The following is a 23,918-nucleotide window of genomic DNA, read 5'->3' as shown; positions in this document are numbered from 1 at the left end:
AGGGTTCAAACGTAGGATCGTCCTCCACGAGATCACGCGCGCGGGACGGTGCGGTGGCCGCACCACTGTGCAAGTGTCGCTCCACGTACGGGATGTGACCGGAGGTCGGACGCACGACGCAGGGTGACGAGGAGATGGGGGTCCGTCAGGGGGCGCCTCCCGGCCGGAGGTTGGGAGAGAAGTTTGGGGCAGGAACCTCGGGGTGATGGTGCCCGGGCCGCTGAGCGGGTATACCGCGACTGACCGAGTTGAGTGCAGCGCACATCGAGCGCAAACGGACGGAAATCCACGCGTGACGGAGTACCCCACCTCCCAGGAGGGCCCGCAGCCCGTCGCCTCCGGCGGAGGTACGGACGAGGCCGGCCACGGCAAGGCGCCCATCGCCGCCACCGAGGCCGTGCGCACGCATGCGCCGGGCGCCGACGCGGGCCCGGCGGCGGAGCCGGGCGGCAAGGCCGCGGCGGCCTCCGACGTGCGCGCGGCCCGCTCCGCGGCGGGCGCGGGCGGTTCCGCCGGGCTCCCCCGGCCCCGCCGCAACGCGTCCGCGGCCACCCCCGGCGAGGTACCCGCCGCGGCGGAGCCCGGCCAGGGCGCGGCCCGCCCCCGGCCCGGTGCGAGCGCCCGCGACGCGGCGGTCGGAGCCGCCGGTCACGGAGGTCCCGCCGAGGCCCCGCGCCCGCGCGACGGGAGCGACGACATGAACGACGACGCCGACGGCCTTGCGGCCGGCCCGGTCGCGAGCGGTGACGGCGGAGCCGGACGCCACGGCAGCGGCGGGAGCTCCGTACCGGCCGGGGGTTCCGGGGAGATGACCGCCGCGCGCCGGGAGGGGGACCGGCTGCGCTTCGTCGGCGCCGCCACCCGGCGGATCGCCCGCGGCATCGACCTCGACGAGATCGTGCTGGGCCTGTGCCGGGCCACCGTGCCGACCTTCTCCGACGCCATCCTCGTCTATCTGCGCGACCCGCTCCCGGTCGGTGACGAGCGGCCCGTCGGCCCGGTCGTTTTAAGGCTCCGGCGCACCGACCGGCTCCGGCCGATCGACGATCTGACCGACATCAGCAGCACCATCGGCGCGGGGATGGACCTCGCCGGGGCCGCGGGGGCCACCGGCGAGCTCGACTTCAGCCAGTTGCCGCTGGTCGGCCCGCAGGGTGACCTGCCCGCGGCCGAACTGTGCGAGATCCGGCCCGGCGGCGCGCTCGCCGAGGTGCTGCGCGGCGTACGGCCCGTCTTCGGGTCCTCCGCCGCCGCCCGGGCCGCACTGCCCGAGCTGCTCGGCGTCGACCACCCGCTGCCGGGCGGCGACCGGGCCGTCCTCGCGCCCCTGCGCGGCCGCCGCCGGGTGATCGGCGCCGCCGTCTTCCTGCGCAGCCCCGAGCGGCCCGCCTTCGAGCAGAACGACCTGCTGGTCGCCGCCCAGCTGGCCACCCACACCGCGCTCGGCATCGACAAGGCGGTCCTGTACGGCCGCGAGGCGTACATCGCCGACGAGCTGCAGCGCACCATGCTGCCCGACAGCCTCCCGCAGCCCACCGGGGTGCGGCTCGCCTCCCGCTACCTGCCCGCGGCCGAGACGGCCCGGGTCGGCGGCGACTGGTACGACGCCATACCGCTGCCCGGCAGCCGGGTCGCGCTCGTCGTCGGCGACGTCATGGGCCACTCCATGACCTCCGCCGCGATCATGGGTCAGCTCCGCACCACCGCGCAGACCCTCGCGCAGCTGGACCTGCCGCCCGCCGAGGTCCTGCACCACCTGGACGAGCAGGCGCAGCGCCTCGGCTCCGACCGCATGGCCACCTGCCTGTACGCCGTCTACGATCCCGTCGCGCACCGGATCACCATCGCCAACGCGGGCCATCCGCCGCCGGTGCTGCTGCACCTGGGCGGCCGCGCCGAAGTGCTCCGCGTACCCCCCGGCGCCCCCATCGGCGTCGGCGGCGTGGACTTCGAGGCCGTGGAGCTGGACGCGCCCGCCGGGGGCACCCTGCTGCTGTACACCGACGGCCTGGTGGAGTCGCGCCTGCGGGACGTGTGGACCGGCATCGAGCAGCTCCGCGAGCGTCTGGCCACCACCGCCCAGCTGACCGGTCTGGACCATCCGCCGCCGCTGGAGGCGCTCTGCGACGACGTCCTGGACATGCTCGGCCCGGGTGACCGGGACGACGACATCGCGCTGCTCGCGGCCCGGTTCGACGGGATCGCGCCCAGCGACGTCGCGTACTGGTTCCTGGACCCGGAGGAGACCGCTCCGGGCCGGGCCCGCCGGTTCGCCCGCCGCGCGCTGACCCGGTGGGGCCTGGAGGAGCTGGAGGACTCGCTGGAGCTGCTGGTCAGCGAGGTGGTCACCAATGCCGTCCGGTACGCGGAGCGGCCGGTGACCCTGCGTCTGCTGCGTACGGACGTACTGCGCTGCGAGGTCGGCGACGACTCGCCGCAGCTGCCGCGCCAGCGCCGGGCGCGGGACACCGACGAGGGCGGGCGCGGCCTGTTCCTGGTCAACCGGATGGCCCGCCGCTGGGGGGCCACGCGGCTCAGCAGCGGGAAGGTCGTCTGGTTCGAGCTGTCGCTGCCGGGGCCCGGGCGGCGCTGATCGCGGGCCGAGACGAAGACCGCCGCCCCGCAGCCTTTCGAGGCTGCGGGGCGGCGGTGTGTCGTGTGCCGACGGTGCCTAGTGCTCGGGCAGGAGCAGCGGCGGGTCCGGCGGCTTGGGACCGTTGGTCTTGGTCGCCGTGGGCGTCGGGGTCGGGGTCGGCGTGGGCGTCGCCGGGTTCGTCTTCGTCGCCGTGGGCGTCGGGGTCGGCGTCGGGGACTGCGGCGGGCTGCTGCTGGCCGCAGGCGCGCTGGAGGACGGCGACGGCGACGGGGTCGGCGAGGCGCTGCGGGACGGCGTCTGCACGGCGCCCATCTCGGCCTCGGTCAGCTGGAACTTGCCGGTGTCCGCGCCCTTGAGCGCGGACAGGGTGTACGCCTTCCAGATCGAGGCGGGGAAGCTGGAACCGCCCAGTCGGCCGAGGCCGGCCGTACCGGTCAGGGTGACCTGCTTGGCGGTGCCGGGCTCCTCGCCGAAGATCGCGACGACGGTGACGAGCTCGGGGGTGTAACCGGCGAACCAGCCGGAGAAGTTGTTCTCGGTGGTACCGGTCTTGCCGGCGGCCTCGTAGGCGCTGCTGCGGACCTTGTTGCCGGAGGCGCCCTCGTCGTTGACGACGCCCGTGAGCACCTTGGTGACGGTGTCGGCGGTCTTGCGGCTGATGGCCTGGGAACCCACGGCCTGGACCGGCTCGACCTCGCGGTCCTTGTGCTCGGCCTTCTTGACGATGCTCGGCGTGACCTTCTTGCCGTGGTTGTCGAGGGTGGCGTAGACGGCCGCCATCTCCACGGTGTTGGCGCTCATGGTGCCGAGGGCCATGGCCGGCTTGTCCGCCGGCCAGCCCTCACGGTCCTTCATGCCGACCTGGAGCGCGGTCTTCTTCACGTTGGCCGGCTTGACGTCCACGATCATCTGCGCGTAGACGGAGTTCACCGAGGAGTTGGTCGCGTCCTGGACCGTCATCATCGGGTCGCCGAAGTTGCGGTTCTCCTGGTTCTGCGGGGCGAACGGGATGTCGCTGCCGACGACCGGGCGCTTGCTGGTGCCGTCGTAGAGCGCCATCGGCGTGATCGGCTTGTCGTCCTGGGTCTTCGCGCCGTTCTCCAGGGCGCTGGCGAGCACGACCGGCTTGAAGGTGGAGCCCGGCTGGTAGTCCTTGCGCAGGGCGTTGCTGGACCAGTGGTCCTTCAGGCTCGTGCCGCCGTACATCGCGACGATCGCGCCGGTCTTCGGGTCGACGGAGGTGGCACCGGCCTGCACGCTCTGGTCCTGGGGCCGGCCCTTGGTGTCCTTGCGGTCGAGCTTGGACTCCAGCTCCTCCTCGACGGCCTTCTCCAGCGCTTCCTGCTTCTTGGGGTCGATGTTCAGCGTGAACGTCCAGCCGCCGGCGTCGATCAGCTTCCGCTCGACGCCCTGGGCGTTGAGCTCGGCCTCGGCCGCCTGGACGAGGTAGCCCTTCTGGCCGTCCATGCCGGCCGGCGGCTGCGGCGGGATCGGCTCCGCGAACTTCATCGTCTGGCGCTTGGTCTCGTCCAGCTTCTTCATGTCGACCATGTTGACGAGCGTCGCGTCGTAGCGGATCTTGATCCGCTTCTTGGTGTCGTCGCTGGCGGTCGACCAGTCGTACTGGCTGGGGGCCTGGACGAGGGTGGCCAGGTAGGCGCCCTGTTCCAGCGTCAGCTTCTCGGCGTCGACGCCGTAGTACGCCTGGGCGGCGGCCTGGATGCCGTAGGCGCCGCGGCCGAAGTAGCTCGTGTTGAGGTAACCCGCGAGGATCTCGGGCTTCTTCATGCGCTGGTCGACCTTGAGGGAGATCACCAGCTCCTTGAGCTTGCGGGTCGGCGTCTGCTCCTGCGTCAGGTAGTAGTTCTTGACGTACTGCTGGGTGATCGTGGAGCCACCGGCCTTGCCGCGTCCGGTCGCGGTGTTCCACAGACCACGGGCCAGGCCCTTGAAGTCGACGCCCTGGTCGCTGCGGAAGGACTTGTTCTCGATCGCGATGAACGCTTCCTGCACGTCCATGGGGATCTTGTCGATCGGCAGGATCTCGCGGTTGACCTTGCCCTTGCTGGCCATGACCGTGCCGTCTGCGTACTTGTAGACGTTGCTCTGCTGGAGCGCCTGCGTGTTGGGGTTCGGCTCTTCGACGTAGAAGTACAGGGCTACCAGCGCGCCCATACCGAGCAGGGCCAGCCCGAAGAACGTGCCCAGGATCTTCTTCCAGGTGAAGAAGCGGCGTATGCCCGTGCGTTTGCCGGTACTTCCGCTTCCTTCGGTGCCCTGCGCGCGTCCGCTCGGCGCACGCCGCGCACCGCGCTGCTGCTGCGCCTTACGCACTTCTGCTCGGCCCATCGCTCCCGCTCCGCTCGATTTCCCCCCCGACGTCAGCTCAGAAAGCTAACACCGCAGGCTGTGACAAAAGTTGGCCAACCATGACCAATTGCGGTCATTTCGGACGTGAGAATCAGCACCCACTTCAAGGGAACCGACGCTCACCTAAGCCGATGGGTTGCTGTAGCGCAAAAAAGTGATATCACTTTGCTAGACGGCCCGACCGGCCGCGAACTGAGAAACGGGGCAAAACATGACGAACGAAAACGCCACCCCTGACGGAGTACGGGAGTTCACCGCGCACAGCATCGGCGGCGGCCCGGCGTTGCTGCTCGGACTGCTGGGCCTGCCGGCGAGTGCCGGTCTGATCGTGGCCGGCTCGCTGGCCGCGGCCGTCGCGGCCAAGGCGGTCCTGATATCCCTCGGCGTACTCCTGAGCCTCGTCTCCACGTTGGTGCTGTGCGGGCTGAACACGGTGGCCCCGGGTGAGACCCGCGTCGTCCAGCTGTTCGGCCGTTACAAGGGCACCATCCGGGCCGACGGGCTGCGCTGGGTCAACCCGCTGACCTCCCGCGAGAAGATCTCCACCCGGGTGCGCAACCACGAGACGGCCGTCCTGAAGGTCAACGACGCCTACGGCAACCCGATCGAGCTGGCGGCGGTCGCGGTGTGGCGGGTCGAGGACACGGCCCGGGCCACCTTCGAGGTCGAGGACTTCACGGAGTTCGTCGAGACCCAGACCGAGGCGGCGGTCCGGCACATCGCCATCGAGTACCCCTACGACGCGCACGAGGAGGGCGGCCTGTCGCTGCGCGGCAACGCCGAGGAGATCACCGAGAAGCTGGCGGCCGAACTGCGCGACCGTGTCGACGCGGCCGGGGTGCACATCATCGAGTCCCGCTTCACCCACCTCGCGTACGCTCCGGAGATCGCCTCCGCGATGCTCCAGCGCCAGCAGGCGGGCGCGGTCGTGGCGGCCCGCAAGCAGATCGTGGAGGGCGCGGTGGGCATGGTCGAACTGGCACTGAACCGGCTGGCGGAGCAGGACATCGTGGACCTGGATCCGGAGCGCAAGGCGGCCATGGTCTCGAACCTGATGGTCGTCCTGTGCGGCGACCGCGCCGCGCAGCCGGTGGTCAACACGGGAACCCTCTACCAGTGACCCCCGGCGGCGAGGAGAAACCGGCGGGCCGGCAGGCGCGCAAGCAGGTGCTGCTGCGGCTCGACCCGCAGGTGTACGACGCGCTGGCCCGCTGGGCGGGCGAGGAACTGCGCAGCGCCAACGCACAGATCGAGTTCCTGCTCCGCCGGGCCCTCGCCGAGGCCGGACGCCTCCCCTCGGCCCCCGGCCCCATCCCGCGCCGCGGACGCCCCCCGAAGCCCACGGAATGACCCGCGCGCCCGGTCGGGACCGGCCCCGACCGGCCCCGACCGGCCTCCGACCGACCCCCGACCGACCCCCGACCGACCCCCGACCGCCCTCTATACACTCCGCGTATACACACCGTGTAGAGTCGCGGCCATGTCCATCGGTCACACGCTCCTGGGCCTCCTAGAGGCCGGCCCGCGCCACGGCTACGACCTCAAGCGCACGTTCGACGAGAAGTTCGGCCACGACCGCCCCCTCGCCTACGGGCAGGTCTACTCGACCATGTCCCGCCTCCTGAAGAACGGCCTCGTCGAGGTCGACGGGATAGAGAGCGGCGGCGGCCCCGACCGCAAGCGGTACGCCATCACCGACGCCGGCATCACCGACGTCGAGGCCTGGCTCTCACAGCCCGAGAAGCCCGAGCCCTACCTCCACTCGACCCTCTACACGAAGGTCGTCCTCGCCCTGCTCACGGGCCGCCGCGCCGACGAGCTGCTGGACACCCAGCGCGCCGAGCACCTGCGCCTCATGCGCATCCTCACCCAGCGCAAGCGCAAGGGGGACATCGCCGACCAGCTCGTGTGCGACCACGCCCTCTTCCACTTGGAGGCGGACCTGCGGTGGCTGGAGCTCACCGCGGCCCGCCTCGACCAGCTCGCACGGGAGGTCCGGCGATGATGACCCCGGCCGGCTCGCTGCTCGCGGCCACGGACCTGCGCAAGGCGTACGGCACCACCAACGCCCTCGACGGCGCCGAGTTCTCCATCCACGCCGGCGAGGTCGTCGCCGTCATGGGCCCCTCCGGATCGGGCAAGTCGACCCTGCTGCACTGCCTCGCGGGCATCGTCCCGCCGGACTCCGGCTCCATCACCTACGCCGGCCGCGAGCTCACCGCCCTGAACGACGCCGAGCGCAGCAGGCTGCGCCGGACCGAGTTCGGCTTCGTCTTCCAGTTCGGCCAGCTCGTACCGGAGCTGACCTGCGTGGAGAACGTCGCCCTCCCGTTGCGCCTGACCGGTGTCAAGCGCAAGGAGGCCGAACGCACCGCCCTGCGCTGGATGGAACAGCTCCAGGTGGAGGACCTCGGCGCCAAGCGGCCCGGCGAGATATCCGGCGGCCAGGGGCAGCGCGTGGCCGTGGCCCGCGCCCTCGTCACCGGCCCCCGGGTGATCTTCGCCGACGAGCCCACCGGAGCCCTGGACTCCCTCAACGGCGAACTCGTCATGCAGCTGCTCACGGAAGCCGCCCGGTCCGCGAACGCCGCCGTCGTCCTCGTGACGCACGAGACGCGCGTGGCCGCCTACTCCGACCGCGAGATCGTCGTGCGCGACGGCAAGTCCCGCGACATGGAGCGGATCGTATGAGCCGGCTCCGCGTCTGGACCCGCGACCTCGGCATGGGCGCCCGCTTCGCCTTCGGCGGCGGCCGCGAAGGGTGGATCCGCACCCTGCTCACCGGCGTCGGCGTCGGTCTCGGCGTCGCACTGCTGCTGATCAGCACCGCCATCCCCGGCGCCCTCGCCGCGCGGTACGAGCGCGGCGACGCGCGGTCCACGATGAGCTCCGACCGGGCCGACGCGCCCGGCCCCGACACGCTGCTGATCGCCCGCCTCGGCCAGACGTACCGCGACAAGGACATCGAGGGGCACGTGGTCCGGGCCGAGGGCCCGGACGCCCCGCTGCCGCCCGGTCTGGACCGGATCCCCGGTCCGGGCGAGATGGCGCTCTCCCCGGCGCTCGACGCGTTGCTGAAGTCCTCCGACGGCGCCCTGCTGCGCGAGCGGCTCGACGCCCGGGTCAGTGGGATCGTCGGCGACCCGGGGCTGGTCGGCCCCGGCGAACTGCTCTTCTACCTGGGCAGCGACACCCTGCGGAAGAACGGCCCCGAGGACTACCGCGTCGAGCGCGTCACCAGCTTCGGCTACGACGCGGACCGCGAGGGCCTGGACCCCGTGCTCATGCTGATGGTCGTCCTGACGTTCGTCGCCCTGCTGATGCCCGTCGCCGTGTTCATCGCCACCGCGGTCCGCTTCGGCGGGGACCGGCGCGACCGGCGGCTCGCCGCGCTGCGGCTGGTCGGCGCCGACAGCCGGACGGTCCGCCGGATCGCGGCCGGCGAGGCGCTGGCCGGCTCCCTGGTCGGACTGGTGCTGGGGGCCGGCTTCTTCGCCGTCGGGCGCTCGCTGGTCGGCAGCGTCAGCCTCCGGCAGCGCAGCGTCTTCCCCGCCGACCTCGACCCGGCGCCCTGGCTGGCCGTCCTGGTCGCCCTCGCGGTGCCCGCGGCGGCGGTGGCCGTCACCCTGTTCGCGCTGCGCGGTGTGGTCATCGAACCGCTGGGAGTCGTCCGCACCGCCAAGCCCACGCGGCGCCGCGTCTGGTGGCGGCTGCTGCTCCCGCTGATCGGGCTCGGCCTGCTCGTGCCCCTGGGCGGCCGGGGCAACGACCACGGACGGTTCAACCAGTGGCAGGTCAGCGGAGGGGTGGTGCTCCTGCTGGTCGGGATCACCGTGCTGCTGCCCTGGCTGCTGGAACGATTCGTCGCGAAGGTGTCCGGCGGTCCGGTCTCCTGGCAGCTGGCCGTACGCCGTCTCCAGGTCAACAGCGGCGCCGCCGCCCGCCTGGTCAACGGCATCGCCGTGGCCGTCGCGGGTGCCATCGCCCTCCAGATGCTCTTCGCGGGCGTCGAGGGCGACTACACCCGGTCGACCGGCCAGGATCCCGCCAGGGCGGCCGTCGCGGTCATGGTGACCAGCGAGGCGCAGACGCGCATGGACGACATTGCGCAGCGGATCGCCGCCGTGCCGGACGTCACCCGCACCGTTCCGCTCACCTCCACGCAGGCCTCCCGCCAGGTGCCCGCGACGGAGGAGACGGTCGAGCTGACCATCGGCACCTGCGACGCGCTCGGCGAGGTCGCGACGCTCGACTCCTGCGAGGACGGCGACGCCTTCGTGCTGACCGGCTCCGCCGAACCGCTCCCGCAGGGCTCGCCGGGCATCTACGGGGCCACGGCGAAGCCCGGTGACGAGCTGTTCGTCGGCGACGTCAGGGGGTACGAGACCGAGGGCGCCGACCGGCCCGCTCCGGTGAAGTGGCAGGTCCCGGCGGCCGCCCGCACGGTCCCCAGCCGTCCGGACCCCACCGGGCAGCTGCGCGGCGGCCTGCTGGTCACCCCGTCGGCGGCGCCGAAGGAGATCGGCGACTTCCCGAACGCGCGGATCTACGTCCAGGTCGACGAGTCCCGTCCGGACGCCCTGGACCGGGCGCGCAACGCCGTCTTCAAGGCGGACCCGTTCGTCACGGCGATGACGCTGCGGGACACCAGGCAGGCCGCCGGCTACTCCTCGATCCGCACGGGGCTGTTCTTCGGCGCCACCGCCGTACTGGTCCTGATCGGCGGGAGCCTGCTCGTCTCCCAGCTGGAGCAGCTGCGCGAGCGCCGGCGGCTGCTCTCCTCGCTGGTCGCCTTCGGTACCAGGCGTTCGACGCTGAGCCTGTCGGTGCTGTGGCAGACGGCCGTGCCGATCGTGCTCGGCCTGGTGCTGGCGGCCGGGGTCGGCGTGGGGCTGGGCGCGGTCCTGATGGGCATGGCCGCCCAGCCGATCCGGGTCGACTGGGCGTCGGTGCTCGGGATGACGGCGGCCGGCGCAGGCGTGGTGGTCGTGGTGACCCTGCTCAGCCTGCCTCCGCTGCTGCGGCTGATGCGCCCGGACGGCCTGCGCACGGAGTGACCTCCGCGGCGTGACCCCGGACCCCTGACCACGGGTCCCGGACCCGTACGCCCGTTCCCGTAGGCCGTTCCCGTAGGCCGTTCCCGTGCGCCCGCTCCCGGCGACGCCCTCCTCAGTCGGTGGGCCAGACCGGAAGCGGGCGCACGGCTTCGCGCAGGGCGGCGGCGATCGCCTCGAACTCCACCTGCCGGGCGGTCCCGGTCCGCATGGCCAGGGCGATCCGCCGGGAGGGCGCGGGTTCGGCGAAGTACCCGGTGGACAGGTACTCGTTGCGGGCGGTCTCCAGCCGCAGCGCGGTGCGCGGCAACAGCGTCACGCCCAGTCCCCCGGCGACCAGTTGTACGAGCGTGGACAGTCCGGCGGCGGTCGTCGTGACGTCCGCACCGGTCGTCCGGCCCGCTTCCCGGCAGATGTCGAGGGCTTGGTCCCGCAGACAGTGCCCCTCGTCGAGCAGCAGCAGCTGCAGGCCGCGCAGTTCCTCCAGCGGGATGTCCCGGCGGCCTGCCAGCGCATGCTCCCGGGGTGCCAGCAAGACGAAGTCCTCGTCGAAGACGGGCAGTTCACTCACTCCGGGAACCCCGAGCGGCACCGCGAGCAGGAGCAGGTCCAGGCGCCCGCCGCCGAGGCCCTCCAGCAGCGAGGCGGTCTGCTCCTCGTGCACCTGGAGGTCCATCCGCGGGTAGCGCCGGTGGAACAGCCCGAGCACGGTCGGCAGCAGGTACGGCGCCACCGTGGGGATCACCCCGAGCCGCAGCACCCCGGTGAAGGGCGCCCGCACCGCCTCGGCCTCCTCCAGCAGCCCGCCCATGGCGTCGAGGACGACCTGCGCCCGCGCCGCGATCCGCTCGCCCGCCGGGGAGAGCAGCACCTTGCGGGTGGTGCGCTCCAGCAACTGCACCCCGAGGGCCTCCTCCAGGGCGGAGACGGCGCCGGAGAGCGCGGGCTGGCTCATGCCGATGGCAGCGGCGGCGTCCCGGAAGTGCAGGTGCTCGGCGACCGCCGCGAAGGCGCGCAGCTGCGCGAGCGTCGGTTGCCTCGCTCCCCTACTACTGACAGCCACTGATAGGTACCTCCGATCACCCAGAACAAGAGTAGCTATTTCTGTAATCAATGCAGGTGTGTCAGCATGTGAGATACGTCCAACCCCATCGGAAAACCCCCAAAAGGGTTATTTTCCACTGCCTAAGGAGAGCGCGTGCTCACTGTTGGTGACAAGTTCCCCGCCTTCGACCTGACCGCCTGCGTCTCGCTCGAAGCCGGTTCCGAGTTCGCGCAGATCGACCACAAGACCTACGAGGGCAAGTGGAAGGTCGTCTTCGCGTGGCCGCTGGACTTCACCTTCGTGTGCCCGACCGAGATCGCCGCCTTCGGCAAGCTGAACGAGGAGTTCGCCGACCGCGACGCGCAGGTCCTCGGCTTCTCGCTCGACTCCGAGTACGTGCACCACGCCTGGCGCAAGGACCACGCCGACCTGCGTGACCTGCCCTTCCCGATGATGTCCGACATCAAGCGCGAGCTGTCGGCCGAGCTGGGCATCCTGGGCGAGGACGGCCTCCCGATGCGCGCCGTCTTCATCGTGGACCCGAACAACGAGATCCAGTTCTCGATGGTGACCGCCGGTTCCGTGGGCCGTAACCCCAAGGAGGTCCTGCGGGTCCTCGACGCCCTGCAGACCGACGAGCTGTGCCCGTGCAACTGGAACAAGGGCGAGGCCACCATCGACGCCGGCGCCCTGCTGGCCGGTGAGTGACGGATGTCCCTCGACTCCCTGAAGTCCGCCATACCGGACTTCGCCAAGGACCTGAAGCTGAACCTCGGTTCGGTCATCGGCAACAGCGACCTCCCGCAGCAGCAGCTGTGGGGCACCGTCCTGTCCTGCGCGATCGCCTCCCGCTCGGCCATCGTCCTGCGTGAGCTGGAGCCCGAGGCGAAGGCGAACCTCTCGCCGGAGGCGTACACCGCCGCCAAGTCCGCCGCCGCGATCATGGCGATGAACAACGTCTTCTACCGCACCCGGCACCTGCTCTCCGACCCGGAGTACGGCACGCTGCGCGCGGGCCTGCGGATGAACGTCATCGGCAACCCGGGCGTGGAGAAGGTCGACTTCGAGCTGTGGTCGCTCGCGGTCTCCGCGGTCAACGGCTGCGGTCAGTGCCTGGACTCGCACGAGCAGGTCCTGCGCAAGGCGGGTGTCGACCGCGAGACGGTCCAGGAGGCCTTCAAGATCGCCTCGGTGATCCAGGCCGTCGCCGTCACCCTCGACGCCGAGGCCGCCCTCGCCGGCGAGTAACGGCACCCCGTACGACGCCACAGGGCCCCGCGACCGGAAACGGCCGCGGGGCCCCGTGCTTTCAGTCCGTACGCAGCGCGGCCATCAGCGCGCGCATGTCCTCGATCATCGCCGCCTGGACCGCGTCGACGTCGGTGGCGGGGCGGCCGTTCGTCTCGGCGAAGGTGGTGGCGCCTGCTTCGAGGGTGAACACCACTCCGCCGTCCAGCACCTTGAGGATCAGCCACCTCTCGCCGGACGTCACGGTCATCTCGGCACGCTCTCCGAGGTCCGGCACCGCGACCGTGCGCGCGTCGCCCGTGTAGGCGAGGACACGGAGGTCCGGTGCGTCGAACTCGGCCGAGGGATCGGTCTTCTTGTGCAGGCCGACCTGGGCCACCACCGCGAAGTCCGTGGCCACCCCGTCCTTCCCGGCGTTCTCCAGGCCGCACCGGGCCGCGTACACGGCCGGGTGGTCGCTCTGGAGGTTCAGCGGCTTCTTCGTGTGCATGTCCCCGGTGATCCCGCTCAGCGCCGTGGCCCGGAAGTCCTGGCACAGGTTCGCCGACTCCCGGTACCGGATTTCCGGTTGGGCCGTCCCGTACGCGTAGAGCCCGCCCGCCCAGACCGCCGAGGCGACCAGGGCGCCGCCCAGCGCCCACAGCCACGGCCGCGGGCCCGGACCGCCGGCCGCCCGCTCACCCGGAGCGGGCCGGTCCCCCGGACGGTCCGGCTCCAGGGCCTCGGTCTTCCACTCCTCGCCGAGCTCCGGATCGCTGATCATGCGTGTCCCCCCGTGTCCCTGTCCCCCGCGACGCCTTCGGCCCGCGAACGAATTCGATCATCGCAGCCACGGTCGCCGGAACGCACCCTTCCACGGGGGCGGTCAGGGCCTGTCGTGCTCCTCGTCCTCGGGAAGCACGCTCAGGGCCGTGGAACCGTGCGGGGCCGGGCCGATCACTCCCGATGCGGGGTGGTGCTGCTCGCGCGAGTACGCCTTCAGGTAGCCCACCACCGTGTTGGTGACGGCCACCAGCGGCACCGCGACGACCGCTCCGCCGATGCCCGCGATCATGCCGCCGGCGGCCACGGAGAGCACCACCGCGAGCGGGTGGACCCGTACGGCCCGGCCGAGGATGAAGGGCTGCAGGACGTGGCCCTCGATCTGCTGCACCGCCAGCACCACCAGCAGCACCATCAGGGCGGTGAACACGCCCTGGGTAACGAGTGCCACGACCACCGCGAGGGCTCCCGACACCACGGCGCCGACCAGCGGGATGAAGGCGAACAGGAAGATGAAGACGGCCAGCGGCACCGCCATCGGCACGTCCAGGAAGTAGATGCCGAGGCCGATGAAGATGGCGTCGATGAGGGCGACGATGACCGTGCCGCGCACGTACGCGGTCAGCGTGCGCCAGGCGCGCGGGCCGGCGCCGGCGACACCGGCCCGGGCGGCGTTCGGGACCAGGCCCAGCGCCCAGTTCCAGATGCGCTTGCCGTCGTAGAGCAGGAAGAGCGTGGAGAACATCGCGAGCAGGATGCCCGTCAGGACCTCCACGAGCACGGTGACGCCCTGCAGTCCGGCGGAGGTGATCTGCTCGGTGTTCGTGCCGATGGTCTCGCTGAGGTTCTTCGCGATGTCGTTGATCTGCTTCTCGGTCACGTGGAACGGACTGTCCAGTGCCCAGAGCTTGAGCTCGTTGATGCCGTCGCGGACCCGGTCGGAGAGGTCGTCGAGGTTCTCCATGACCTGCCAGACCACGAACCAGCCGACGAGGCCGATGACCACGAAGCCGAGGATCGCCGTGACGGCCGTGGCCAGACCGCGCGGCAGTCCCAGTCTGCGCAGCCGGACCACGAAGGGCTGGAGCATCGCGGTGACCAGCATGGCGGCGGCGAAGGCGAGGACGACCAGCCGGACTTCGCTGATCACCTTCATCAGCACCCAGAGCATCCCGGCGAGCAGCAGCAGCCGCCAGCTGGCCTCGGCGGCGACGCGCATCCCCCAGGGGACGACGCTCGCCGGGTCGGGGCGCACGGGCACGGCCGGGGCCGTGAGGTGGGGCGCCGGGACCACGGGCGGGTAGGAGGGCGGCGCGGGAACGGTCGCGACCGCCGCGGATGCGGGCGCCCCGGCGGCCCCCGCATCCGGTGCCCGCCCGGGCCCGCCGGAGAGCGGCAGGTCTCCGCTCGTCTCGGCTTCGACCTCGGCGCGCCGCTCGTTGAGCCGCGCCTCCATCCGGTTCAGCTTGTTCCCGAGCCGGCCGAGCCAGCCTTCCCTCTTCGCCATGTCGCTTTCCTTCCCCCGCCCCCGGTCTACGGGCTCACCTCGAAGACCGTACACGCGAGGAGCCCCGCACCGTAGGACGGTGCGGGGCTCCCCGGGGTTGTGCGGCGCCCGGGCGGCGCGGGCCGCCTAGTACCAGCCGTTGGCCTGGTGGAAGCTCCACGCGCTGCAGGGGCTGCCGTAGCGGTCTTCCATGTAGTTCAGGCCCCACTTGATCTGCGTGGCGGGGTTGGTGCGCCAGTCGGCGCCGGCCGAGGCCATCTTCGAGCCCGGGAGGGCCTGGACCAGACCGTAGGCGCCCGAGGACGAGTTGACGGCCTTGTAGTTCCAGGTGGATTCCTGGTTGATGATGTTCGAGAAGCACTGGAACTGGCCGGCCGGGACCATCTGCTGGGCGATGGCCTTGACCTGCGCGACCGTGTAGGAGCTCTGCGGGGCGAAGTCCCCGGCGTCGCGGGCGGCGGAGCGGCTGGCGACCTGCTCCTTCTCCTCGCGTTCCTTCTTCTGCTTGGCCTCGGCCTCGGCCTTCTCCTTCTCGGCCTCCGCCTTCTTGGCCTTGGCGTCCTCGGCGGCCTGGACGCGCGCGGCCTCCTCGACGGAACGCTTGTTGTCGGCGTCCGCGGCGTGGGCGATGGCGTCGGCCTGCTGCGTCAGGGACGCGGTCTGGACCTCTGCCTGGTCGCCGACCGGGATTTCGGCGAGGAGAGTCGCGCCGGACGCGGTCGTCTCGAGATCGTTCGTGGGGTCGCCGGTGGCAACGCCTACGACTGCGCCGACGGTGGTGACCGCGGTGGCCGAAGCCACTGCGAACCCCCGGACCGAGATCCGGCTCACACGGTGTCCTTCCAGCAGCATCCGCAGTGACCGCGCGGGCGCAAAAGTGCCCTCGACTCTGGCCTCCGTGGTTCTACGGTCACTGGAGGCGCGGGCCCGTGGGCAACCCCCTTGCGGAGGCTGCCGCGTGAAACTCCGGGCGGCATACGGCGATCGGATGTGGAGTTGTGGTGCTGCGCGTACCTCACGGGAGATACAGGTGTGCCGTATGCGGGGCCTGACGGAAACCAGACTCTGCCGGAACGCCGCACCGCAAGGCAATTCTCCGTTGCGTGTGAAAGGTCACACCTGGCATGTCGCCACCGATTCGCGAAAAGACCTGTGCAGCACGGCGCCGCCCGGCTAGGCTCTCGTGCCTTTGCCGGGCGGCGCCAACTCACCTTCCCGCTATGGGGTTTTTGACCGATTCGACCGTCAGAGGTTCTCCAGCATCTCGGTGACCAGCGCGGCGATCGGGGAGCGCTCCGAACGCGTCAGCGTGATGTGGGCGAAGAGCGGATGCCCCTTCAACTTCTCGACCACGGCGACCACTCCGTCGTACCGGCCGACCCTGAGGTTGTCCCGCTGGGCCACGTCATGGGTCAGAACGACCCGCGAATTGGCGCCAATTCGGGACAGAACGGTCAGCAGGACGTTGCGCTCCAGCGACTGGGCCTCGTCCACGATCACGAAGGCGTCGTGCAGCGAGCGGCCGCGGATGTGCGTGAGCGGCAGGACCTCCAGCATCCCGCGGTTCAGCACCTCCTCGATGACCTCGCGTCCGGCGACCGCCGAGAGGGTGTCGAAGACCGCCTGCGCCCAGGGGCTCATCTTCTCGCTGGCGTCCCCGGGCAGGTAGCCGAGGTCCTGGCCGCCCACCGCGTACAGCGGCCGGAAGACCATCACCTTCTGGTGCTGCCTGCGCTCCAGCACCGCTTCCAGGCCCGCGCAGAGCGCCAGCGCCGACTTTCCGGTGCCGGCCCGGCCGCCCATCGAGATGATCCCGATCTCGGGGTCGAGGAGGAGGTCGAGGGCGATGCGCTGCTCGGCGCTGCGGCCGTGCAGCCCGAAGGCCTCGCGGTCGCCGCGTACGAGCTTCACGTTGCCGTCGGCCGTGACCCGGCCGAGGGCCTTGCCGCGCTCGGACTGCAGGACCAGTCCGGTGTGCACGGGCAGTTCCGCGGCTTCCGGCACGTAGAGGCGGTCCTCCGAGTAGAGGAGGTCCACCTGTTCCCCGGAGAGGGCGATCTCGCTCATGCCCGTCCAGCCGGCGTCGGTGATCGCGAGCTCGGCGCGGTACTCCTCGGCGATCAGCCCCACGGAGGAGGCCTTGATGCGCAGCGGGAGATCCTTCGAGACCACCGTGACGTCGTAGCCCTCGGCCTGGAGGTTGCGGGCGACCGCGAGGATCCGCGAGTCGTTGTCCCCCAACCTGAAGCCGGCGGGCAGGACGCTCGTGTCGGAGTGGTTGAGCTCGACGCGCAGGGTGCCGCCCAGATCGCCCAGCGGGATGGGGGCGTCCAGGCGACCGTTGCGAACCCGGAAGTCGTCGAGCAGGCGCAGGGCCTGGCGCGCGAAGTAGCCGAGTTCGGGATGGTGCCTCTTTGCCTCCAGCTCGGTGATCACCACGATCGGGAGCACGACCTCGTGCTCGTCGAAGCGGGAGATCGCGTTGGGGTCTGCCAGCAGGACGCTGGTGTCGAGGACGTAGGTCCGCCTGTCTTGCAGGCGGCTCTTTGTGCTGGTCACCACGGAAGGACGTACCCCCTCGGAAGAGGTCGGGCCATGAAGACCGGACCGGTCATCGGCACCCATGCCAGGGCCGATTTCCGGCCCTCCACTCCGTCCGTGCGAACCGCACGTGCGTCCTGGTGCAAAGGGCCTCCCGGGCGGACGACCCCATGCCGTCCGCTGAGATTCGACACCCGTGGATCGGGCATCGACCTGAAAGGGATATTCCCCGAACAAGCCAGGCCATGCCATGGCATATGACGGACGCTCGGTGAATCCCTGGTGAAGGCTTCGAGGGGAGGGGGTGACGGGGCTCAGGGGGCGTCAGGTGCCGTAGCGCCGGTGACGTGCCGCGTAGTCGCGCAGGGCCCGCAGGAAGTCGACCTTGCGGAAGGCGGGCCAGAAGACCTCGCAGAAGTAGTACTCGCTGTGCGCGCTCTGCCACAGCATGAATCCGGACAGCCGCTGCTCGCCGCTGGTGCGGATGACGAGGTCCGGGTCCGGCTGGCCGCGCGTGTAGAGGTGCTCGGCGATGTGGTCGATGTCGAGGATCTCGGCGAGCTCCTCGAAGGAAGTGCCCTTGCGCGCGTGTTCCAGCAGCAGCGAGCGGACCGCGTCGGCGATCTCCTGGCGGCCGCCGTAGCCGACGGCGACGTTGACGAGTATCCCGTCGACGTCGTGGGTGGCCTGCTCGGCCTCCTTGAGCACGGTCTGCGTCCGGGTGGGCAGGATGTCGAGGTTGCCGACGTGGTGGACGCGCCAGCGGCCGTCCGCCGCGAGGCCCCGCACGGTGTTCTCGATGATGTTGAGCAGCGGGCGGAGCTCGACCTCGGGCCGGTCCAGGTTGTCCGTGGAGAGCATCCACAGGGTGACGACCTCGACGTCCGTCTCGGTGCACCAGCCCAGCATCTCGGAGATCTTGTCGGCGCCGGCCTGGTGGCCCTGCTCCGTCGTCCCTCCGGACGCCTTCGCCCAGCGGCGGTTTCCGTCCAGGATGACGCCGATGTGCTTGGGCGCCGCATCATGGTCGAGGCGGCCTTCCACCCGGCGTGCATAAAGCCTGTACACCAGGTCGCGCAGCTTCACGATCTTCCAGCCCCTCCGTGCCTTGCCCCCGTGCGAAATGCGGTCCCTCCCCCGAGTCCGCCACATTACTGCGCGCTGGGATCGGGTACCCAACTCGGTCTGTCACAACTCCGTGATAGGGAGGACAACGTGACTGATACCAATCCCTATCGGGCAGAGCCCTCGCGCTACGACTCCATGGAGTACCGGCGCACCGGCCACAGCGGCCTCAAGCTCCCCGCCATCTCCCTCGGCCTCTGGCACAACTTCGGCGACGACAGGTCCCTGGAGTCCCAGCGGGCGATCCTGCGCCGTGCCTTCGACCTCGGCATCACCCACTTCGACCTGGCGAACAACTACGGCCCGCCGCCCGGCTCGGCCGAGCTCAACTTCGGCAAGATCTTTTCGCAGGACTTCGCGTCCTACCGCGACGAGCTGATCCTGTCGACCAAGGCCGGCTACCTGATGCACCCCGGGCCGTACGGCGAGTGGGGCAGCCGCAAGTACCTGCTCAGCTCGCTCGACGCCTCCCTGAAGCGGATGGGCGTGGACTACGTCGACATCTTCTACTCGCACCGCTTCGACCCGGAGACCCCGCTGGAGGAGACCATGGGCGCCCTCGCGTCCGCGGTCCGGCAGGGCAAGGCGCTCTACGTCGGCGTCTCCTCCTACACGGCCGAGCAGACGGCCGAGGCCGTGCGGATCCTGCGCGAGATGGGCGTGCGCCCCCTCATCCACCAGCCCTCCTACTCCATGATCAACCGCTGGACGGAGGAGGACGGGCTGCTGGACACCCTGGAGGACGCCGGCATGGGCTGCATCTCCTTCGCGCCGCTCGCGCAGGGCATGCTCACCGGCAAGTACCTCAAGGGCATCCCGGCGGACTCGCGCGCCGCGCAGGGCAAGTCCCTGAACCCGGACCTGCTCTCGGACGAGGTGCTGCGCCGGCTGACGGGCCTGAAGGAGATCGCGGCCCGCCGCGGGCAGTCCCTCGCCCAGCTGGCGCTCAAGTGGGTGCTCCGCGACGACCGGATGACGTCGGCTCTGATCGGCGCTTCGAGCGTGCCGCAGCTGGAGGAGAACGTGGCCGCGCTGGCGTCCGCGCCGCTGGGAGAGGAGGAGTTGAAGGAGATCGACTCCCTCGCCGTCTCCACCCCCGGCACCAACATCTGGGCCCAGCGCGGCTGACCTGCGCTTTTACCGCGCAGCACGGTCGAGGAGCCGGAAAACAAAAAACGGGCCGGTCCGTGGGGGGGATACGGACCGGCCCGAGGGGGGGGTTCCACCATAACCCTTCGTAAAGCATCCTGCGTGCATCGGCGCACGATGATTACGCTCCGAAACCACCCAGCAGCACTCCGGTGAGCGCTCCGGCCGCCATGAAGGGGCCGAACGCGAAGTGCCGATTCCGCTCGTCGGGGCCCCGCAGCAGCAGGATCGCCCCGTACAGGGCCCCGTAGACCAGGCCCAGGAAGGCGCCCGCGGACCATACCCCCCACCCGTACCACCCAAGAGCGACCCCCAGCGAGAGCGCCAGCTTGACGTCGCCGAAGCCCATGCCGGCGGGGTTGATCAGATGGAGCAGCAGGTACGCCGCTCCCAGCGCCCCGCCGCCCAGCAGCGCGAGCCGCCAGTCGCCTCCGGCGCGGGGCAGCGGGGCGGCCACCCCGAGCAGGGCCGCCGCCCCCGCCGCGAGAGGCAGGGTCAGTACGTCGGGCAGCCGGTGCACGGCCCGGTCGACGAGGGCGAGCAGCACGACCACCGGGGCGAGCCCGACGTAGGCCACCGCCTCGGGCCGCGCCCCGACGGCGGCCGCGAGCAGGGCGCAGAACGCCCCGACGAGGGCGGCGAGGGGGGCGGCGCGGCGCCCGTAGGGGTGCGGGGCCGTTCCCGCGGCCGCGGGAGCGGGGCAGCGGGCCGGTCCGAGCCAGCCCCGCACCCGGTGCCCCCGGGGGCACCGGGTGCGCCAGGGATCCCCCGGCTCGACGGAGAACCGGTACGCGGCACGCGGCAGCAGCCAGCCCGCGGTGGCGCCGTAGCCGGCGGCGAGAACGATCAAGGCGGCACCCATGCGGCGACGGTAGCGCCGACGCGCCCCGCCGCGCGGGGCTTCGGGCAGTCTCTCCCGCCCGCCCGGCGTTTGCGGTCCGGTGCCGTGCCCGGCAAGGCGGAGGGGCGCCCGCGTCCTGGACGTACCCGGGCGGCCGGCAACGCGGCCGGGTGCGGCGCCGGGCGTCGCGGGCCCGGCAGGATCCGGAAGGGACGGCTTAGGCTCGCCGGCATGGCGAACTGGCAGGACGGCCCCGGCACACTGCACACCGGCACGCACCGCATCCCGCTGGAGGTCGCCGCCTCGTACGGGGCGCGGACCCGCGGGCTGCTCGGGCGGGACGGGATCGACGGCGCGATGCTGCTGACCCCCGCCGCGAGCGTGCACACCTTCCGGATGCGGTTCGCGATCGACGTGGCGTACCTCGACCGCGGCCTGCGCGTGCTCGCCGTGGTCACCATGGCACCGGGCCGGCTCGGGCTGCCGCGGCTGCGCTCCCGGCACGTCCTGGAGTCGGCGGCCGGTGCCATGGCGGGCTGGGGCCTGCGGGCCGGAACCCTCGTCACGGTGGACGCACCCGGGCGTCTCGGCCACGGCTAGGCGAGATCCCCCTCTGGCAGTAGGTTGGGGCGGTTGAGCTGGGGCAGCAGGGGAGCGGCATGACGGAGAACGCGCGGATCAAGGCGCTGGAGCAGATCATGCCGGCGACGCACGGCGCCGACGAGGACATCGACTGGCCGGCGGTGGAGGCCGTCTGGGGGACCCGCTTCCCGGCCGATTTCGTCGCCTTCATGGGCCGCTTCGGCGCGGGCTCCATCAACGGCGAGGCCAGCATCCTGCTGCCGCTGCCCAAGCCCGGACTCCAGTGGGACCCCGCCGGGATGGCCGAGGAGACCGACAACGCCCGCCAGGCCTGGGAGGCCGAGGGCGGCCGTTCCGCCTTCGACGTGGACCCCGAGTCGATCATCGCCTGGGGCGTCACCGGCGGGTCGGACATCCTGTGCTGGCTCACCACCGACCCCGACCCGGACCGGTGGCCCGTCCTGGTCTGCGGGCGGCACACCGCCGACGCCTTCGCGGTCCACCCCTACGGCATGGCGGAGTTCCTCTACCGGCTGTGCTCCGACGAGTTCGACGTGAGCCCCGTCAGCATCACCTTCTGGGACGGCGGACACCTCAGCTTCGTGCACTGGCGCAAGGCCCAGCGGCGCTGGCAGGAAGGCCGCAACCCGGAGACGGGCGAGCCCGACCCGTACGCGGGCGAGTTCGCCGACTAGCCCGCACCCGCGGCGCACGTAGCACCCCCAGGGCCCGCAGAGCCCGCAGAGCCCGTTCCGGGACCGGAACGGGCTTTTCGGCATGTCTACGCGCGTCCACTATTCGGATCACATATCGGAAAACACGATAAAGAAAAGCGCCGCTTGGAGCATTGACCACAAGTGGACCCCCCATGGAATCAACCACCCCTCCCTCAGGAGAGAATTCCGGCCAACGGGCCATCGAGGGACACCTCCGCCTGGAGCAACTCATAAGTAATAACGGGATCCAAAAGAAAATCAGGGGAATACACCCGTGCGACGTAGAATTTCCGGCGCGACCGCCACCACGGCCGCGCTCGGGCTGCTGATACCGCTGGCCGGATGTGGTGGGTCCGGAGACGGTGCAGGTGACGACGTCACGCTGCACCTGGTCGCCGCGGAATACGGCGACAGTCCGGCCACCAGTTCCAAGCCCTACTGGGAGAAGATGGCGACCGATTTCAACGAGGCGAACCCCGGAATCAAGCTGGACGTCAAACTCCTGCCGTGGGCCGACATCGACCGCGAGGTCTCCCGTATGGTCAAGGCCGGCCAGGCGCCGGACGTGGCCCTGATGGGTTCCTACTCCGACTTCGCGGCCCAGGGGAAGCTGTATCCCGCGGACGAACTCCTCTCGGTCACCGCGGAGGCGAATTTCCTCCAGCCGCTCGCCGACGCGGGCTCCGTCGACAACAGTCTCTACGGCCTGCCCTTCGTGGCGAGCAGCCGTCTCCTCTTCTACAACGAGGCGCTCTTCGCCAAGGCCGGCATCAAGGAGCCCCCGAAGACCTGGGCCGATCTCAGGAACGATGCCAAGGCGCTCAAGGACAAGGGCGTGAAGTACCCGTACGCCCTGCCCCTCGGCCCGGAGGAGGCGCACGCCGAGGCGCTGATCTGGGAGCTGAGCAACGGCGGCGGCTATGCCGACAGCGCCGGCAACTACAGCCTGGCCTCGGAGCAGAACATCGCGACCTGGGACTGGGTCAAGCGGGAGATGGTCGGTCCCGGACTCACCGGCCCGACCCCGCCGTCCCAGCTGAACCGCGCCGACGCCTTCGCCGCCTTCCTGCGCGGGGAGGTCGGCATGGTCAACGGCTATCCCTCGCTCGCCCACGAGGCGCGCACCAAGGGCATCGGCGTCTCGACCACGTCCATGCCCGTCTCGGACAACCTCGGCACCGGGGTGCAGCCGCCCACCGTCGGTGTCGCCGACTGGATGATGGCCTTCAAGCAGAACGGGAAGCGCACGGAGATCGGCAAGTTCCTGGAGTTCATCTACCAGGACAAGAACCTGTCGGACTTCGCCGGCCGCTACCACCTGCTGCCGTCCACCGTCACCGCCTCGCGCACCCCGGCCGGGGGCGGCCTGGACAAGAACGACACGCAGTTCCTGAACGCCCTGCGCGGCGCCCAGCTCTACCCGGTCGACGACCCGTCCTGGCTGACCGTCAGCGACACCATCAAGCGCAACATCGGGCGTGCCGTGGATCCGGCCGGCAGCCCGAAGGCCGTGCTGGAGGACATCGCCGGTCAGGCCGCCCAGGCCGCCAAGAAGCACTGAGAAGTTCCCCGACACGGGACCTTCCACCCATGCCGCAGACCACCCCGTGCGGCACCATGGCCACTACGGCACTTGATCCAAGGCCTCGGCCCAGTCGCCCGACGGGCACCCACAAGGTGCACGGGGCGGCCGGCCTCCACCCGGACCCTCAGCGCTGCTGCCCGTGGTCCGCGGCGAACGCCGTCCGGTACTGCTCGCAGCTGGAGTTCCAGCGCAGCGTCCCGCCCAGCGTTCCGTAGCCCGAGCGCGTGACCGACCACTCCACCGTGTACTCCCCGGTGTCGCACGCGATCCGCCGGTCACCCGCGACCTTCTCCCGCCCGGTCGGTGGCTTCCCGGTCAGCTCCTTGCGCACTTCCGCGAGCTTGGCCCGGTCCGCATCGCGCAGCACGGCGTGCACGACGATCGGGTGTTCCCCCTCCTTCACCGTCACCGCCTTCTTCACCAGCGTCGAGTCCGACACCGACCAGGCGAACTCGTACCCGGGCAGCCACGCCAGGGTCTTGGGGTCGGGGACCCGGCGCTCGTAGTCCGGCGCGCCCGAGGGGCCGGGGCGGGTGACCGTCCTGTACTGGACCCCGGGGTGGAAGCGGAACTGTGCCTCCAGCTTGTGCATCTCGTCCTTGGTCCACATCGACTTCATGGTCTTCTCGCCGCCTGCGGGGTCCTGGAGGTACGCCGTTCCCTCCGCGGCGGTGGCGGCCTGGCCCAGGAGGGGCGCGAGGGCCGCGGAGGCGGTGGCGAGGGCGAGAGCGGCGATCCGGGTGCGCTTCATGACCGGACCAACGGGACCCCGCGGCGGGCCGGAACGACGCCGGTCG

At 71.1% G+C, this 23,918-nt stretch carries 21 protein-coding genes; 12 read left to right on the top strand and 9 right to left on the bottom strand.

From position 1 onward, the window contains the following. The first annotated feature begins 292 nt into the window (after positions 1–292). Positions 293–2,593 carry a SpoIIE family protein phosphatase gene (locus DEJ51_RS21350; protein WP_150259018.1) on the top strand — a complete coding sequence of 767 codons (2,301 nt, stop codon included), beginning with the start codon at positions 293–295 and terminating at the stop codon, positions 2,591–2,593. Between the two features lie 78 nt (positions 2,594–2,671). On the opposite strand, the gene DEJ51_RS21345 is transcribed toward DEJ51_RS21350, so the two are convergent. Next, positions 2,672–4,945 (bottom strand): transglycosylase domain-containing protein, encoded by a 2,274-nt coding sequence (locus DEJ51_RS21345; protein ID WP_150259017.1) that lies wholly within the window; start codon positions 4,943–4,945, stop codon positions 2,672–2,674. A gap of 232 nt (positions 4,946–5,177) precedes the next feature. On the opposite strand from DEJ51_RS21345, the gene DEJ51_RS21340 reads away from it, so the two are divergent. From DEJ51_RS21340 to DEJ51_RS21320, 5 genes are all read left to right on the top strand, one after another. Continuing rightward, positions 5,178–6,086 carry an SPFH domain-containing protein gene (locus DEJ51_RS21340; RefSeq protein ID WP_150259015.1) on the top strand — a complete coding sequence of 303 codons (909 nt, stop codon included), beginning with the start codon at positions 5,178–5,180 and terminating at the stop codon, positions 6,084–6,086. Further along, complete coding sequence (locus DEJ51_RS21335) at positions 6,083–6,316, top strand: hypothetical protein (RefSeq protein WP_030010967.1); 234 nt, start codon at positions 6,083–6,085, stop codon at positions 6,314–6,316. Before DEJ51_RS21340 ends, DEJ51_RS21335 begins: the two co-directional genes overlap by 4 nt. A gap of 130 nt (positions 6,317–6,446) precedes the next feature. Then, positions 6,447–6,971, top strand: a complete 525-nt coding sequence (locus DEJ51_RS21330; RefSeq protein WP_150259013.1) for a PadR family transcriptional regulator — start codon at positions 6,447–6,449, stop codon at positions 6,969–6,971. Continuing rightward, positions 6,968–7,657, top strand: coding sequence for an ABC transporter ATP-binding protein (locus tag DEJ51_RS21325; protein WP_150259012.1), 690 nt, complete (start codon positions 6,968–6,970; stop codon positions 7,655–7,657). The genes DEJ51_RS21330 and DEJ51_RS21325 overlap by 4 nt, the downstream gene beginning before the upstream one ends. Then, positions 7,654–10,023 carry an ABC transporter permease gene (locus tag DEJ51_RS21320; RefSeq protein ID WP_150259011.1) on the top strand — a complete coding sequence of 790 codons (2,370 nt, stop codon included), beginning with the start codon at positions 7,654–7,656 and terminating at the stop codon, positions 10,021–10,023. The genes DEJ51_RS21325 and DEJ51_RS21320 overlap by 4 nt, the downstream gene beginning before the upstream one ends. A 112-nt stretch (positions 10,024–10,135) precedes the next feature. On the opposite strand, the gene DEJ51_RS21315 is transcribed toward DEJ51_RS21320, so the two are convergent. Beyond that, complete coding sequence (locus DEJ51_RS21315; protein WP_150259009.1) at positions 10,136–11,083, bottom strand: hydrogen peroxide-inducible genes activator; 948 nt, start codon at positions 11,081–11,083, stop codon at positions 10,136–10,138. Between the two features lie 135 nt (positions 11,084–11,218). Here DEJ51_RS21315 and DEJ51_RS21310 point away from each other — a divergent pair, with 135 nt between their 5' ends. After that, positions 11,219–11,773: a peroxiredoxin gene (locus tag DEJ51_RS21310; RefSeq protein ID WP_150259008.1), complete on the top strand. Its 555-nt coding sequence runs from the start codon at positions 11,219–11,221 to the stop codon at positions 11,771–11,773. Positions 11,774–11,776: 3 nt separating this feature from the next. Continuing rightward, on the top strand, positions 11,777–12,313 hold the full coding sequence (locus DEJ51_RS21305; protein ID WP_150259007.1) for an alkyl hydroperoxide reductase: 537 nt from the start codon (positions 11,777–11,779) through the stop codon (positions 12,311–12,313). Positions 12,314–12,374: 61 nt separating this feature from the next. Here the strand turns inward: DEJ51_RS21305 and DEJ51_RS21300 are convergent, their stop codons facing one another. The 5 genes from DEJ51_RS21300 to DEJ51_RS21280 all read right to left on the bottom strand — a co-directional run bounded on the left by DEJ51_RS21300 (position 12,375) and on the right by DEJ51_RS21280 (position 18,209). Continuing rightward, the gene (locus DEJ51_RS21300; RefSeq protein ID WP_150259005.1) at positions 12,375–13,076 is read right to left on the bottom strand and encodes a hypothetical protein; all 702 of its coding nucleotides are present in this window, start codon (positions 13,074–13,076) and stop codon (positions 12,375–12,377) included. A gap of 102 nt (positions 13,077–13,178) precedes the next feature. Further along, positions 13,179–14,582, bottom strand: coding sequence for an AI-2E family transporter (locus DEJ51_RS21295; RefSeq protein ID WP_150259004.1), 1,404 nt, complete (start codon positions 14,580–14,582; stop codon positions 13,179–13,181). A 126-nt stretch (positions 14,583–14,708) separates the two neighbouring features. Further along, complete coding sequence (locus tag DEJ51_RS21290; protein ID WP_150259003.1) at positions 14,709–15,413, bottom strand: transglycosylase SLT domain-containing protein; 705 nt, start codon at positions 15,411–15,413, stop codon at positions 14,709–14,711. A 414-nt stretch (positions 15,414–15,827) separates the two neighbouring features. Then, the gene (locus DEJ51_RS21285) at positions 15,828–17,144 is read right to left on the bottom strand and encodes a PhoH family protein (RefSeq protein ID WP_150259002.1); all 1,317 of its coding nucleotides are present in this window, start codon (positions 17,142–17,144) and stop codon (positions 15,828–15,830) included. A 303-nt stretch (positions 17,145–17,447) separates the two neighbouring features. Beyond that, positions 17,448–18,209: an isoprenyl transferase gene (locus tag DEJ51_RS21280; RefSeq protein WP_150259000.1), complete on the bottom strand. Its 762-nt coding sequence runs from the start codon at positions 18,207–18,209 to the stop codon at positions 17,448–17,450. Between the two features lie 129 nt (positions 18,210–18,338). Here DEJ51_RS21280 and mgrA point away from each other — a divergent pair, with 129 nt between their 5' ends. Continuing rightward, positions 18,339–19,376 carry an L-glyceraldehyde 3-phosphate reductase gene (mgrA, locus tag DEJ51_RS21275; protein WP_150258999.1) on the top strand — a complete coding sequence of 346 codons (1,038 nt, stop codon included), beginning with the start codon at positions 18,339–18,341 and terminating at the stop codon, positions 19,374–19,376. Positions 19,377–19,518: 142 nt separating this feature from the next. Here mgrA and DEJ51_RS21270 read toward each other — a convergent pair whose 3' ends face one another. Further along, positions 19,519–20,259 carry a prepilin peptidase gene (locus tag DEJ51_RS21270; RefSeq protein ID WP_150258998.1) on the bottom strand — a complete coding sequence of 247 codons (741 nt, stop codon included), beginning with the start codon at positions 20,257–20,259 and terminating at the stop codon, positions 19,519–19,521. A gap of 210 nt (positions 20,260–20,469) precedes the next feature. On the opposite strand from DEJ51_RS21270, the gene DEJ51_RS21265 reads away from it, so the two are divergent. The 3 genes from DEJ51_RS21265 to DEJ51_RS21255 all read left to right on the top strand — a co-directional run bounded on the left by DEJ51_RS21265 (position 20,470) and on the right by DEJ51_RS21255 (position 23,097). Then, the gene (locus tag DEJ51_RS21265) at positions 20,470–20,838 is read left to right on the top strand and encodes a DUF192 domain-containing protein (RefSeq protein ID WP_150258997.1); all 369 of its coding nucleotides are present in this window, start codon (positions 20,470–20,472) and stop codon (positions 20,836–20,838) included. Positions 20,839–20,897: 59 nt separating this feature from the next. Next, on the top strand, positions 20,898–21,515 hold the full coding sequence (locus DEJ51_RS21260; protein WP_150258995.1) for an SMI1/KNR4 family protein: 618 nt from the start codon (positions 20,898–20,900) through the stop codon (positions 21,513–21,515). Positions 21,516–21,810: 295 nt separating this feature from the next. After that, a complete protein-coding gene (locus DEJ51_RS21255) occupies positions 21,811–23,097 on the top strand; it encodes an extracellular solute-binding protein (RefSeq protein ID WP_223835912.1) in 1,287 nt (428 codons plus the stop codon). A gap of 148 nt (positions 23,098–23,245) precedes the next feature. Here DEJ51_RS21255 and DEJ51_RS21250 read toward each other — a convergent pair whose 3' ends face one another. Beyond that, positions 23,246–23,872, bottom strand: a complete 627-nt coding sequence (locus DEJ51_RS21250; protein WP_150258994.1) for a hypothetical protein — start codon at positions 23,870–23,872, stop codon at positions 23,246–23,248. Positions 23,873–23,918: the final 46 nt, after the last annotated feature.

The sequence above is a fragment of the Streptomyces venezuelae genome, assembly GCF_008642275.1.
GTDB classification, from domain to species: Bacteria; Actinomycetota; Actinomycetes; order Streptomycetales; family Streptomycetaceae; genus Streptomyces; species Streptomyces venezuelae_E.
The sequence above is the reverse complement of the archived record's forward strand: the minus strand, read 5'-3'. Positions and strand labels throughout refer to the sequence as shown.